At 60.3% G+C, this 13731-nt stretch carries 14 protein-coding genes; all 14 read right to left on the reverse strand.

The genetic code is table 11. The features are described 5' to 3' along the window. Positions 1–149: 149 nt before the first annotated feature. On the reverse strand, positions 150–704 hold the full coding sequence (locus NDY25_RS21460) for a class I SAM-dependent methyltransferase (protein WP_168958843.1): 555 nt from the start codon (positions 702–704) through the stop codon (positions 150–152). Further along, the gene (locus NDY25_RS21465; RefSeq protein ID WP_256627675.1) at positions 701–2515 is read right to left on the reverse strand and encodes a class I SAM-dependent methyltransferase; all 1815 of its coding nucleotides are present in this window, start codon (positions 2513–2515) and stop codon (positions 701–703) included. Before NDY25_RS21465 ends, NDY25_RS21460 begins: the two co-directional genes overlap by 4 nt. Before the next feature lie 100 nt (positions 2516–2615). Continuing rightward, positions 2616–3596 (reverse strand): IS5 family transposase, encoded by a 981-nt coding sequence (locus tag NDY25_RS21470; protein WP_233366556.1) that lies wholly within the window; start codon positions 3594–3596, stop codon positions 2616–2618. 206 nt (positions 3597–3802) lie between these two features. Beyond that, entirely contained in the window at positions 3803–5326 is a 1524-nt protein-coding gene (locus tag NDY25_RS21475) for an FkbM family methyltransferase (protein ID WP_168959543.1), read from the reverse strand. Then, the gene (locus NDY25_RS21480; protein ID WP_168959542.1) at positions 5323–5946 is read right to left on the reverse strand and encodes an LbetaH domain-containing protein; all 624 of its coding nucleotides are present in this window, start codon (positions 5944–5946) and stop codon (positions 5323–5325) included. The genes NDY25_RS21475 and NDY25_RS21480 overlap by 4 nt, the downstream gene beginning before the upstream one ends. After that, a complete protein-coding gene (locus NDY25_RS21485; RefSeq protein ID WP_168959541.1) occupies positions 5936–7081 on the reverse strand; it encodes an aromatic ring-hydroxylating oxygenase subunit alpha in 1146 nt (381 codons plus the stop codon). Before NDY25_RS21485 ends, NDY25_RS21480 begins: the two co-directional genes overlap by 11 nt. 13 nt (positions 7082–7094) lie before the next feature. After that, positions 7095–7760 carry a NeuD/PglB/VioB family sugar acetyltransferase gene (locus tag NDY25_RS21490; protein WP_168959540.1) on the reverse strand — a complete coding sequence of 222 codons (666 nt, stop codon included), beginning with the start codon at positions 7758–7760 and terminating at the stop codon, positions 7095–7097. Then, positions 7757–8536, reverse strand: a complete 780-nt coding sequence (locus NDY25_RS21495) for an SDR family NAD(P)-dependent oxidoreductase (protein ID WP_168959539.1) — start codon at positions 8534–8536, stop codon at positions 7757–7759. Before NDY25_RS21495 ends, NDY25_RS21490 begins: the two co-directional genes overlap by 4 nt. Beyond that, complete coding sequence (locus NDY25_RS21500; protein ID WP_251756656.1) at positions 8533–9297, reverse strand: SDR family NAD(P)-dependent oxidoreductase; 765 nt, start codon at positions 9295–9297, stop codon at positions 8533–8535. Before NDY25_RS21500 ends, NDY25_RS21495 begins: the two co-directional genes overlap by 4 nt. After that, entirely contained in the window at positions 9297–10337 is a 1041-nt protein-coding gene (locus tag NDY25_RS21505; protein ID WP_168959537.1) for a ketoacyl-ACP synthase III, read from the reverse strand. The genes NDY25_RS21500 and NDY25_RS21505 overlap by 1 nt, the downstream gene beginning before the upstream one ends. Positions 10338–10342: 5 nt before the next feature. Beyond that, a complete protein-coding gene (locus tag NDY25_RS21510; protein ID WP_115038927.1) occupies positions 10343–10567 on the reverse strand; it encodes an acyl carrier protein in 225 nt (74 codons plus the stop codon). A gap of 64 nt (positions 10568–10631) precedes the next feature. After that, on the reverse strand, positions 10632–11741 hold the full coding sequence (locus tag NDY25_RS21515) for a DegT/DnrJ/EryC1/StrS family aminotransferase (RefSeq protein ID WP_168959536.1): 1110 nt from the start codon (positions 11739–11741) through the stop codon (positions 10632–10634). A gap of 121 nt (positions 11742–11862) precedes the next feature. After that, on the reverse strand, positions 11863–13347 hold the full coding sequence (locus NDY25_RS21520; RefSeq protein WP_115038929.1) for a sigma-54 dependent transcriptional regulator: 1485 nt from the start codon (positions 13345–13347) through the stop codon (positions 11863–11865). Continuing rightward, on the reverse strand, positions 13340–13723 hold the full coding sequence (locus NDY25_RS21525) for a response regulator (protein ID WP_005997154.1): 384 nt from the start codon (positions 13721–13723) through the stop codon (positions 13340–13342). The genes NDY25_RS21520 and NDY25_RS21525 overlap by 8 nt, the downstream gene beginning before the upstream one ends. Positions 13724–13731: the final 8 nt, after the last annotated feature.

Below are 13731 nucleotides of genomic sequence, written 5' to 3' on the forward strand. Positions count from 1 at the left end.
AGTGGAGCGTCAGGCATCTGTGTGATGAAGGCTGTGGCGGGGGAGAGTATTACGGTCAAACTGTAGGGGAGCCATCGTGCTTGGGTCCGCTCGGTCGACCCGGTTTCTGCTCGTAGAAGCGTCGAGCTAGCGAATAGCGAACGCTGCAGTCAGATTTCCGCAGTGTCGGTTTGCTTTAGAGGAGTGGCAGCTTCTCGCCGCGCAATCAAATTCAGGTGCCAAGGCTCGCTGTCCGGGCCTTCCGTCAGTCTTTGCACATCGGTGAAGCCGATATCGGTGAGCAGGGACATCAGAGATTGCTCGGTGTAGCCCCAACGATGCGCATCTTCCCTACTGCCTCCGCGTGCCTCGTCGCGCCAACCCCAGAACCCGGCGAATGCATGCAAGTTCTGGTCCGCCAGGGAGCTGCGCTCCAAGCCGAGAAGTTGGCGCGCATGGAATGTAATGTCGGGGACAATCACATGCAGCATGCCCGCGGGTGCAAGTAGCGCGTGCCAGTGCGTCAATGTGGCAAGCGCATCATTCGGATCGAGATGCTCCAACATGTGCCGGGAATAGATCTCCGCAACGCTACCTGGAGCAGCGATCGTGATCGCTCCTGCATCACAAACGTGGTCGGTAGCTTCAGTCTGCCTGGAATCAATATTGATATAGCCGTTCAGTCGTTTTGAAGCACACCCGACATGTAGCTTGAGCTGATTCATAGGTTGCTGATCACACAGACAATGTGAGAGGCGTTGTCGTGCCGAATCGAAATATCGTAAATGCGATAGTCGGGAGACTGTTGCAGGAAGAGATGCAGCCAGACGTCCGGCGGAAAGATCGAGACATGGCTATGACCATCGTCGTAGCAGGCGATGACATGAAAATTAAAGCGAGCTGTTCGGTGCAAAGATCTTGTCAACTCGGCTAGCTCATGGGGCTGGATATGCTCAAGAACATCGGCAGAACAATTAAGGTCGACATGCTCCAATGTAGAACTGGTTAGATCCTGTTGGGAAAACTCGATGTTGTCGCCTTCTGGAAAGTCCGGCGACCTGGCCCAATCCAGGCCGATAACGCGAGGCACGGACTTCGCGATTTCGGCGACGAAGGCACCATTTCCGCAGCCAACCTCTCGCACGTTCGCAAACCGACGTTCGGCAAGAAATTTGGTATACGGCATAAGCCAGTTGTTGCGTTGAAACAGCGGATTGTTTTCATGCAGACGTTGGTAGTACGCCGCGTCCAATACCTTGTTTGCATATTCGGCAGGAGCGCTATTTGCGCTTAAAGCATGCCCGATCGATGTGTAGGTCGCAGCGAGCCTTGTATAGAGCGAAATGGAAAGTTCTTTGTGAAGCGCAGCGTCTTTTGAAGTTCCGCGCTTTATTCCTCCGTTCGTGGATGCGCTCCCGCCCTCAATCGTGCTTTCGATCTGTTCAAGACGCTGATGAACCAGTCCTCCCCCCGAGCGGATAAATGCCTCAACCGGAAAGCTGCGTTCCCAAAGCATGACTTTGGAATAGTCCCACCAATGGTCGAGTGTTTCGCGAGCATGATGATGTGCCAATGCGGGCAAAGCGGGGAGGCGTGGCGCTGCACGCTCGGGGCATAACAACTGGTGCCAGAATGTTGGCGAAAGCAATGTCTGGAAATGGATCTGCTCGTAGGCTTGGCTATTGTCGTGACCTTGCTGGGCAAGCGGAACAAATGGCTGATAAAGCATATGGGCGGTTTTATCGAACCATTTGGCTTCTTGCAACAGGCCCGATGAAATGCCTACCAGCTCAACATCCTCACGTGTAGCGAGAATCTGGTAAGCATTGTGCAGGCAGCGGATCGGGGATTGGCCGGTGATTCGCTGTAGCGTTGCTATCTCCTCGCTCGCGGCATCTTCGGCCATAGGATGCGCTTTGTACAGAAGACGCCTGCCTGTGCATAGTGTCCGCAACTGGTCAGAAAAGTCCGCACACTGCAATACATGCCCGTCAGGAGAGATCAATGAGGCATCGTATGGCGCCTGACCGACAAAGACGATGCCGCCGTCCAGTGGGGTAAAGGAATAGCTGCGCTCGTCGTGCAGGCGGCGCTGATGCATTCGCACGTTTGCTGCAAGTGTTGCGGCTTCGAGACGTAGTTCCTCCGAGGTAACGGTATGCATGGACACACGCTTGGCCACCAACTGCTGCGAACTACGCAGCGCCACGTACAGATCACGCGCGAAGCGAAGCGGCGAGACACGGATATCGAGGAAAGGGATGCTCGCCTGAGTGCAGAAATCCATCAGCCATGGCGGCATTTCAAGTGAAATTAGTAGGTCGCATGGTGGTAAGTGTTGCTTCAAATATTCTTCGGCCCGTTGCGGCAGCTGGTAGTAGTACTTAGACCAAGAGCCAGAATCGGCAAATGCGAGTCGGCGAAAATAATCCAGATCAAAGCTCTGATAATGACAGTGGTCGCTATCGAGCGCAAAACCGATCTCGATTCCTGAGCCTTGTAAAATAGGTTCCCTGATTAGGGAAGGTCTGAACAACGAGGCCTGAGAGTGCGGGATGTCGCGTCGGTCCGGAGAGTCGCGTTTGGATCTTCGGATCTTCCGCTATTTCTGGCACTTTCCTTGGGAATTCCCCGGGTTACAGGCGCACGCTCCCCATGGCAGGCAGTAACTGCTTTCGCTTCATCCACAGATTGGAGAGCGCAAACAAGGTCAGCACGTGTGCGGTGTTCTTGGCCAGGCCGCGATAGCGGACCTTGGTGTAACCGAACTGGCGCTTGATCACCCGGAACGGATGCTCCACCTTCGCGCGCACGCTGGCCTTGAAGTGTTCCCAACGCTGTTCCCGAGCACGCTCGCGTTTGTTGCCGATGGCTTTCAGCGTCGAACGCTTGGCGGCAATGAAAAATGCAGCCTTGCAGGTCTGCAGTTCTTCGCGTTTGTCCGCACCGGTGTAGCCGCTGTCGCCGAACACGCTGTCTTCTTTGCCATGCAGTAATGCGTGCGTCACCGTGACGTCGGCGACATTGGCGGCTGTGCAATGGACGTGGTGCACCAGCCCGGAAAATTCATCCACGCCGATGTGCGCCTTCATCCCGAAATACCACTGATTGCCCTTCCTGGTCTGATGCATTTCAGGGTCGCGCGCGTGATCGGCGTTCTTGGTCGAACTGGGTGCAGCGATCAGCGTCGCATCGACGATCGTGCCCGACCGCAGGCTCTGCCCCTTGCGTGCCAGATGCGCGTTGACCGCGTCCAGCATCCGCGCGGCAAGGCCATGGGTCTCCAGCAGGCGCCGAAAGTTCAAAATCGTGGTCTCGTCCGGAACGTTGTCCAAGCCACCGAGCTGGGCAAAGCGCCGCAAGGTCGGAATCTCGTGCAGCGCTTCTTCCATCGCCGGATCGCTCAACGCATACCACTGCTGCAGCAAATGAATCCGCAACATCGTCGCCAGTGCGTATGGCTGTCGACCAGGGCGTCCCGACACCGGATAGTGCGGTGCGATCAGACCGAGCAAGTGCTGCCACGGAACGACCTGCTCCATCTCGGCCAGGAAGATCTCCCGGCGGGTCTGCTTGCGCTTGCCCAGGCCTTCAGCGTCGCCGAACGTCAGTTGCATGGATTACTCCTCAACATGAGGCGGGTAGTGTCGCGTATCTATGGTGCGTTGTTCAGAGGTTCCTTAGATCGAAAAAAGCTTCCGGAAAGACACGCGTATCTCTTAGTAAGTCCGGAACAAGAATGATGCTGGTGGTCATCTTAAGATGTATCCAATGCGGACGTCAGTCATCTCTCTATCTTCTCCAAGTCGTAAGTTTACTGGCCTTACTCCGCCCAGGGCGGCGGTGCGGCACCGGCGACGGGCGATGCATACAAAACGAGGTCGTAGTAGTGGGCGGGAGAGTGCTGGCGTAGACGGAAGTGATAGCCATCCACCAGTTTGTCCAGTTGCCCCACGATATCCAGTAAATCCTGGGCGTAGTGGTACACGCAAATAGCCATACGGGGGCGCTGGGTGCGGATGAGGCGAGATGCGCCTTCTAGTGCCCTGGCTTCGAACCCTTCGATATCCAACTTCAGTAGCGTCAGTTTTTCCAACTCGTCGTCCAGGCGCGTAGTAGTCACGGAGATTCCGCCATCCGGCGATACATGGCTGGAAACGGTGCCGGTCTCCTCGAAGCGCAGCGTCGTCTGTTCGTTGGAGATGGCTTTTTTTATGGCCTTGAAATTGTGCGGTGGAAGGGGGAGGGAGCTGGCGATGCCCTCCAGTTTCTGGAAGTTGATGCTATCGGGTTCAAAGGCGGTGATGCTTTCGTAGCGATAGCGGGATGCTTCCAGAAACTTGTGGACGATGGGGCCTTGGAAGGCACCGCCATCGCAGAAATGTTCACGCTGGCCCAGCTGGAAAGTACTGCTATCGGCGAACTCTGAAAAGTACTCGTTGATCGGCGTAGCCCAACAGTCCAGCAGGAGGCTGGAATCGTAGGTCAGGCGGAACAACAGGTTGCTGTAGAGCGTAAAAACGCTGAAATCGTCGTCCAGCCGATCCGTAAAACTCAGAAATTCGTCCAGGCGCGTAAGCGTCCGCTGACGGTATACCTTGGCAGGCTCATATACGGCGAGCAGTCCACAGTGAGCAACGGCCAGGCAGGCATCTACCCTTTCAATGCCTGCTTGTTCGCAGAGCTTGCGTGCCAGGCCGGATTCTCCGGGGCTATAGGAAAAATCGATGGCCAATGCCTGGGAATACTGGGCCGCCTGTTCGATGAACTGGCGCGAACTCCAGCGCGGCACCCCATGAACGGTGTCGCTGTCGCTTGGCTGGTCATCAATGGCGGCGATTACATGGCTGGAGTGCTGGACGATCTTTGAGCCATAAATGTTGCCAATGCCCGAGCGCGGATGGAGCAGAAAGAGGGGGCGCTGCTCAAAGTGTGGGATCAGCGGATCCACGGAAGGCGCAATGCTCAGTTGCTCGATACCCGCGCTGGCACAGAGGTCGTTTGCAAACGCCCGACCGCGCGGGCTGCAAGAGAAATCGATAGCGATCGCATCGGCGTACTGCCCTGCCTTGGCAAGGAACTCCTGACTATTCCAGCGCGGCGCGCCGTGAATGCGGTCCAGGTGGATGCTTTGGTCATCAATTGCGGCAACGACATGGCGCAGGTCGGCAACGACCCTGGGGCCATGCACCACGCCTGCATAGGACTCGGGAGCGACGAGGAATACAGGGCGATCTGCAATCGCGGGTAGGCGCGCAATGACATCCTCGAGTGCGGGGCGCTCCTGCTCCGCAATACGGAGAATCCGTTGGCGAAGCTGCTCATTTCTTGCGTTCATGAACGTCATCTCCCGTAGGTATGAATGGGGGCGTCGTAGCGGACATCGAAATAGGTCTTGGCAGGCACGTCCTCGCGGTAGGCACGCTGCCAACCCAGTTCGCAGCTTCGTCCCACCTTGACGCCCCAACTCACGATGGCGCCGGTGCGCAGGATGCTATTGCCGCCGATCTCGACGCCCGCGCCGATTTGCACACCATTCTCTATCCAGCATGACGATTTGACGCGGCATGCCGGTCCCAGGTGCGCGCCGGCATGGATGACGGTGTTGTAGTCGATCCTGCACCCGTGCCCGACGACAGCATTGGCACCCACGAATGCGTTGAGCCCGATGACCGTGTCAGAGGCGATGGCTGCGCTGGAGTGGATGAAGGGCTCCAGCTTGAAGCCACGTTCCATCGCTGCCTGCATCAGTTCTAGGCGCTTGAAGTTGCCGAAGCGTTCGTCGATCGCCACGAACATGGCCCCATCGGTCGGATTCAGTCCATCCAGCACGCCCAGATCGAATTCGTGTTCCGCGTCTTGTGGCACATCGATCCTGATGACCGCCTCGTCCTGACGCGCCTGCTTCCAGGCGTGAAAGGCCAGGTCGAGGTATGCGCTGCCGCCGATGATCCACCTAGATTTCATGTTCGGTCTCCATCAGCAGCGTGTACCAGCGTTCGACCAGGCGATTCATGGATTCGTAGGCACCCTGGGTGGGTAGCGGAGCATCCGTGTGTAATGCCGCCTGCACCCGCTCCATGATGTCCACGTCTTCGCCCACCACCACCTTGCTGCCGTGCATCTGTGCCAGTAGCACTTGGCTGGAAGAAACGTAAGGCTGTTTCCTGCGTGCGCTAAACCAATAGATTTCCAGGTCGGTCCGGTCCGGTGCGACGGGGATGTGGTGTTCCAGCGTGAAGGAATAGCCGCCGTTGGGACTGGCGATATGCAAGTTCGGGAAGGCCAGCCAGTTGAAGTAGGCATCCTGCTTGCCCCAGCGTTCCACTTTCTCGTGCCAGCCGAAGTGCTGAAGCTTGGGGATGGGCGCTTCAGCCCCACCGAAGCTGAAGCGACGCATTTCGCGCCGCAAGGCTGCGGGCGATGTTTCCTGCAAGGCTCCCATGGACTCCTTGGCTTGTTCCTCGTTTACCTGGGGAACGAAGCTGACGCTCTTGGCCAGGGTCTTGGGGTGGACAAAGCGCGGGTGGTTGGCATCCCGAAGATTTTCGTAAGCGAGTTTCCAGTTGTACCGGCCATGCCATGTGGTCACCATGACCTCGGTGTCATAGGCATTGGAACTGCTTTCCAGCAAGGCGATGAAGTCTGCCGAAAACTGCTCCTCGATCGGCATCGGGTCGGGGTCGAGGTTGACGAACAGCAGGTTGCCCACCTCGCACAGCGCAAACTCGCGCAGCTTCAGACCGTGCCGTTCCTCATCGCCGAAGCCATAAAGGGCATCGCACTCGGGGATGTTCTCGACCCGGCCGTCGGCGTCGTACTTCCATGCATGGTAGGGGCAGACCAGCGGGCGCTTTCCCACCACAGCGGTCTGCAGCAGCGCGCTGCGGTGCAGGCAGACGTTCTCGAACGCGCGCAGCCGGCCCTGGAAGTTCTGGATCAGCACCGGAATGCCGGCGAGCTTGCGGGTGATGAAGCAGTTGTTGTCGGGCAGCAGCGTCTTCAGGCCGGCAAACAGCCAGGCCTTGCGGAAGATCTTGCGCTGTTCGCGGGCGAAGATGTCCGTGGACAGGTAGTAGCTGGGGTGCATTCGCGATCGCATCGGCGCGGCTTCCTCACGAATCCTTGTAGTAGATGACCCGGGCCGGGTTGCCGAACACGCTGGCGCCCGCCGGCACGTCCTTCACCACAACCGCACCGGCGCCGACCACTGCGCCGTCGCCGATGCGGATGCCGGGCAGGATGGTGGCGTGCGGGTGAATCGTCACTTCGTTGCCAACCACCGCGCCGCCGCCGATGAAAACGAAACTGCCGATCTGCACGTAATCGCCGATGCTGACTTCGTGCGCGATGATGGACGTGGAGAGTACGGTAACGAACTCGCCGATCCGGCTACCCGACCCAATGGAAACGCGCGAATCGAACACGCTTCCGCGCCCGATGTAGCCGGCAGCGGCCTCGCGCGACGGCGGCGGATGAAACACGATGAAGTCCGCACCCTTGTCGATCAGCGCACGGGAGTAGCGCCGTCGCGCTGCAGGGTCTCCGATCGCGCAGATGAAGATATCGCCTTCGACGGGGTGATAGGTGGAGGGGTCTCCTACGATCGGCCAACGCGATGTGCCATGCAGATGCGTGCGGTTATCCAGAAATCCCTTGATGTCCCACTCCACCCCGTAGGCTGGATCTTCGTGATACGCCAGCGATGCGATATCCCGCCCAAAGCCACCGGCGTTGACGATCAGCAGGTGGTAGGGCGGGGCAGGTGTATCGGCGGTCATGCGAATTCCACGCCTCCATCCATGCTGAAGGCCTGTCCGGTCACCTTGCTGCTGGCATCGGAAAGAAAATACAGACAGGCCAGCGCCACGTCGTCGGGCTGTCCGATGCCCAGCGGATAGCGCTTGCGGCTTTCTTCGAACCAGGCCTTGTCCTCATTGATCAACGAGGTCTCGACCAAGCCGGGGCACAGCGCGTTCGCGCGGATCTTGCGGCGCGCCAGCTCCAGCGCTAACGGCCGTAGCGTGCCGACCAGTGCAGCCTTGGAGCCTGCGTACGGGCCCACACCCACCGTGCCGGTGAGTGCGGCGATGGATGAAAGGAAGATCACCGAACCTCCAGGCTTCAGCGATTGCCGCGCCAACAGGTGGCGAGTCAGCATCACCGGCGCCAGATAGTTGATGTCCATGACCTCGCGCAGGAATTTTTCGCTGACCAGTTTCATGGGCGACAGCCCGCGAATGCCGGCGCTGTGCACCACACCGTCGACGGGCCCGCAATCGGCAGCGAGTTGTTGCACGACAGCCGCATCGCTCAGGTCGCCAGCAAACAGGCGATGGCCATCGCCGTGCAGCGATGCCAGCGTGGTTTGCAGACGCTCCGCATCGCGCCCGGTGACGATCAGGCGTGCTCCTGCGGCGGCGCATGCGCGTGCGACCGCTTCGCCGATGCCTTTGGATGCGCCGGTCACCAGTACGGACTTGCCGCGCAGGCCATACATGTCGCGCAGCAGCACGGAAATGGGATCGTCTGCTGCCATGGTGGTGTCGATACTCATAGGCGGATGGGCAGGGAAATCCCGCCATCGATGGTCAAGGTGCTGCGGGTAATCCAGCGGCTGGCCGCCGACAACAGATACACCGCGCCTTTGGCGATGTCATCCGGGTCGATGCGCCCCAGCGGCGTCAGCCCGATCTTGTCTTCCAGGTCTGCTGCGGTGCCCAATTTCTTCAGCATGGGCGTGTCCACGTAGCCTGGCGCGATGCAGTTGGCGCGGACGCCGTGTTTGGCCTGTTCGAGCGCCAGCGTGCGGACCGCAGCCTCCAGCGCTGCCTTGGATGCTGCGTAGCCGGCGGCGGCCTGAGGTGCCGCGCGTGCGGACAATGCCGAGATATAGACCAGCGATGCGCCTTCGCTCAGGCGGCGCTTGACCAGCAACTGCTGCGTCAGCGCGATCGGTGCCAGATAGTTCACCGACAGCATCTGTTGCAGATGCTTTTCTGCGGCCATGCGGAACGGCACCAACGCCGCGATGCCTGCGCAGGAAACCAGCCCGTGATACCGCTCTGCAGCGTTGAGCAGGCGTGTACGGGTGTCTTCTTCGGTCAGATCGCCGGCCACTACCGCATGCCCGCTGCCCTGCAACGCGCCGGCTACCGTATCCAGTCGCGCAATATCGCGCCCGGTGAGCACCACACTCGCGCCCAGACGCGCGCACAACGTAGCGACCGCAGCGCCAATGCCCGACGACGCGCCGGTCACCATAACTGTCTTGTTTTGCAGCCCGAACGCATCGGTGGTTGCTGCAGGTGTGGCCATCATGACTCGATCAAATCAGGAAACACCGCGCCATCGATGTCCACCAGGCAGGTGCCCCACGACAGCCCGATGCCGAAGCCGCATAGCAGCACGCGCTTGCGGCCGGATTCCAGTTCCTTGTTGATGCGCGCGGTCATGGTCACTGGCAGTGAAGCGCCGCTGGTGTTGCCGAAATCGCGCAGCGTGGAGGGAACTTTTTCCACCGGCAGACCGAGCTTCTTGCGGATGGTTTCGTTGATCATGCGGTTGGCCTGGTGGAACACGAAGTAGTCGATGTCCTCTTTGGCCACGCCGGTGTAGTCGAGCAATTTCTGCACTGCTGGCGGGATGCGCTGGGTGGAGAAGCTCAGCACTGCCACGCCGTCCAGGATCAGGTCCACGCCACGCTTCCAGGCACCATCCGCCTCGTCGCGATACGGCACCAAGTGCTGGATGCCGACCGGTTCGCGGTGGCCGCCCACCGGCAGGATGATCGCCTTATAACCGCTGCCATCGCTGTTGAGGTCGAAATGCATCGGTGGGGCGTCGGCGCTGAATTCCAGCGCGGTGGCGGTGCCGGAATCGGAGAAGATCGGGTCTTCCAGCGTGGCGCTGCGGTCGCCGACCAGCAGCAGGCCTTTCTTGACGCCGGCGGCGGCGATCATCGAGCCGAGCAGGTTGATGCCGAACGGGTAGGCCGAGCAGCCCAGGTTGACGTCGAAGGCGACCGTGGCGTGCGAGAGCCCCAGCCGGTCCTGCAGGATGATCGCGGTGGCCGGGATCGGATAATCTGGTGATTGAGTCACCACGATCAGTGCGTCGATCTCCTCGCGCTTCCATTGCAGTTTTTCCAGCAGCACCTGCGTCGCATCGAAGGCCAGGTCGGAGAAGCACTGCCACTCCGAGGCCATGCGGCGCGTCTCGATCCCGATGTTGCGCACCAGGCGCTCGCGCTCGGAACGAATCTGCGGCCGGCAATCGGTGAGGTTGGACACGACCCGCTTCGGCACGCATGTCGCCATGCCGGCAAAGCGAACATTGTGCAGCGTGGAGGTCGGCATGGTGCTTACGCCTCGGTCAGTTTGTAGAGATCGCCGACAGTGATGGCCGTGGTCAGGTCCTCGCCGGTGATGGTCTTGCCGTATTCCATATCGAACATCACGATCACGCCCAGCGCGGCCAGCGAATCCCATTCCGGCAATTCCAGCAGCACGGTGTCCAGCGTGACCTCCACCGGTTCCTGGAAGTCGGTGGCGGAGATGAAGTTCTCGATAAACGTTGCCTGGGTCATGCGATCTCGCCTGGTTGCCTGTTGAAGAAATGGGAGTCTGAAATGCAGGTGCAGCGTGTTGCGATCATGTTGCCTGTTGGCCGGCGATCAGATCGGCAATGGTATCGACCTGGTCGCGGGTCAAGCCAGGAAAGATCGGCAGGCACAACACTTGCGCCGCCACCGAACGCGCCACCGGCAGCCATGCCGGTGCGGACGAGGGCAGGGCGCGATACATTGGGAAATCGCTGATCAACGGATAGAAGTAACGCCGTACCAGGATGCCGTGCTCGCGCATCAATTGGTATAGCGCATCGCGCGCCAGCGGGTAATCGTCCTGCACCAGAATCGGAAAATACGCGTAGTTGGCCGTGGCGTGATCGGGCCGCGCAACGCAGCGGATGCCGCGAATATCGTTCAATCGCTGCCGATACTGCGCATCGATGGCGCTGCGCTGGGCGATGGCGTGATCGATGTGCTTGAGTTGCAACAAGCCGAACGCCGCGCTGATCTCATTCATCTTGCCGTTGATGCCCGGCGCCACTACCGTTGTTTCGTCGACGAAGCCGAAGTTCTTCAGATGCCCGATACGTTGATAGGTTTTTTCATCCGGGCAGATAATCGCGCCGCCTTCGAAGGTGTTGAACACCTTGGTGGCATGAAAGCTCAACACGCTCAGGTCGCCATGGCGCAGGATCGAGCCGCCGCCATCGCGCACGCCGAAGGCATGCGCCGCGTCGTAGATCACCTTGAGGTTGTAGATATCGGCGATGCGCGTGATGGCGGCGGTGTCGCAGGTCGTGCCGTAACAATGCACCGGCATGATCGCGGTGGTCTGCGGCGTGATGGCCGCTTCGATCTTGGACGGATCCATGTTGAGCGTCACCGGGTCGATGTCCACAAACACCGGGGTGATGCTTTTCCACAGCAGCGAATGTGCGGTGGCCACGAACGAGTAGGGCGTGGTGATCACTTCACCGGTGATGCGCAGCGCCTGCAACGCGGTGATCAGCGCAGTGGTGCCGTTGGTCAGCAATGCCAGATGCGACACGCCCAGGTAATCGCACAGTGCGCGCTCGAGTGCCCCATGCATCTCGCCACCGTTGCTGAGGATGCGGCTGGTCCAGATCTGCTCCAGATAGGGCAGAAATTCTTCCAGCGGCGGCAGCAGCGGACTGGTGACGGGTATGGTCATCAAACACTCGGCAAGTGGAGTCGGCACGTCGATGTCGATTCCGCTCGCAGCCGATGACTGCGAACGGAGTGATCCTGCTGAAGCAAGCGCTGTGCCAGCAGACGTGGCCGGCGCGCTGGTCCTAGTTCGCCAGCTCGGTTTGCTCGCGATCGATGCCGTACTTGCGCAGCTTTTCCACCAGCGTGGTGCGGCGCAGGCCGAGCAGCTGCGCGGCGTGCGCCACCACGCCCTGGGTACGTTCCAGCGCTTCGTTGATCAGCGCCAGCTCGATGTTGGCCATATGACCACGCAGGTCGATACCATCGTCGGGCAGGCTGGACGCGGTGGCCGGTTCGGAGGTGGCCGATTTGGGCTGCAGCGTCACCACATTGCTCGGCAAGGTGCTGACCTCTGCCGGTGCGGCAACCAACGCCGGCTCGGGCGGAAGTTCGAGCGCCGTGGCCGCGGCAAAATCGCCGCGATAGCGTGCCGGCAGATCCTGCACGCGCACCAGACCGCCCGGGTGCAGCACCGCAAGGCGCTCCACCAGATTGGTCAGCTCGCGTACGTTACCCGGCCAGTCGTAGCTGCGCAGCGCCTGCAAGGCTTCGTCGGCAAAGCGCACTTCGCCGCGCCCGGTGCGCGCCAGCTGCCCGGCGATGGTCTGCACCAGAATGGCCAGGTCGTCCACGCGTTCGCGCAACGCAGGCATTTCGATCGGAAACACGTTGAGGCGATAGAACAGATCCTCGCGGAACTGGCCATCGCTGATGCGCGTTTCCAGATTGCGATGGGTCGCGGCGATCACCCGCACGTTGCAGCGGATGGTCTGGCCACCGCCCACGCGCTCGAAGCTGCGCTCCTGCAGCACGCGCAGCAGCTTCACCTGCATCGGCAGGCTCATGTCGCCGATTTCATCGAGCAGCAGGGTGCCGCCCTCGGCCATTTCGAAGCGGCCCTTGCGGGTGCTCAGGGCACCGGTGAAGGCACCTTTTTCGTGACCGAACAGTTCGCTTTCCAACAGGTCCGGCGGAATCGCGCCGCAGTTGATCGCCACAAACGGCCCATCGCGCCGTGGCGAGTGCTGGTGGATGGCGCGTGCGACGACCTCTTTGCCGGTGCCCGATTCGCCCAGCACCAGCACGGTGGTGTCGAACGCCGCCACCTGGTCGATCAAGCGGCGCAGACGGGTCACCGCCTCGCTATTGCCGGTCGGGCCGGTGTCCTGCTGCACGCCGGCTTGATGCTCGGCATCCAGCCGCTTGAGGCTGGCACGGCGCAACAAGGCTTCCAGTTGCGCGTGGCGCAGCGGCGTGTCCAGCGTCCAGACGTTGGCTTCGTGCAGCCCGTGCGTCTGCGCGAACGCGCTCGGGCTGCCTTCCATCAGCAGCACCGGTGGCGGCAGCTTGGCATCGGCCAGCCAGTCGAAGAACTTGTCGGCCTGTGCAGCATCCTGCGCCGAGCCCACCATCACCGCCATCCACTCATCGTGGCGATGACGGCCAGGATTGATGTCAGCGCCGTCGGTGACCCAGCGTGGATTGAAGTCCATAAACTCGAGCAGCGACACCGTGCGCTCGGCGCGCACGGCATCGCTGTCGATCAACAGAATGCGGGACTCACTCATTCCTGGCTCCTTCCGTCAGGCCCTCCAGGATTGGCATGACTTCCTGGATATAGGACAGCTTGCTAACAAAATTGTCAGCACCCGCGCGAAGGGCATGTTCACGATGCTCTGCATCGTCAAAGTGGCTCGCGATGACAATATACGGCGGATCGTCCTGCGTCTTGATCAGACGGGTCGCCTGCAACCCGCCCATCTCCGGCATGGCCAGGTCCATCAACACGACATTGGGGCGCAGCGACTCAGAGCGCTCGATCGCTTCCAGCCCATTGGCGGCACTGCCCACGATATTGAGCCACTCCACTTTGCGAAAATGACGCATCGCAGCGTTGATGAAGCCCTCGTGGTCGTCGACCAGCAGCACGGTGAGTTTGCTCATAGTAATCC

It is taken from the genome of Xanthomonas hortorum pv. pelargonii (assembly GCF_024499015.1).
GTDB classification, from domain to species: Bacteria; Pseudomonadota; Gammaproteobacteria; order Xanthomonadales; family Xanthomonadaceae; genus Xanthomonas; species Xanthomonas hortorum_B.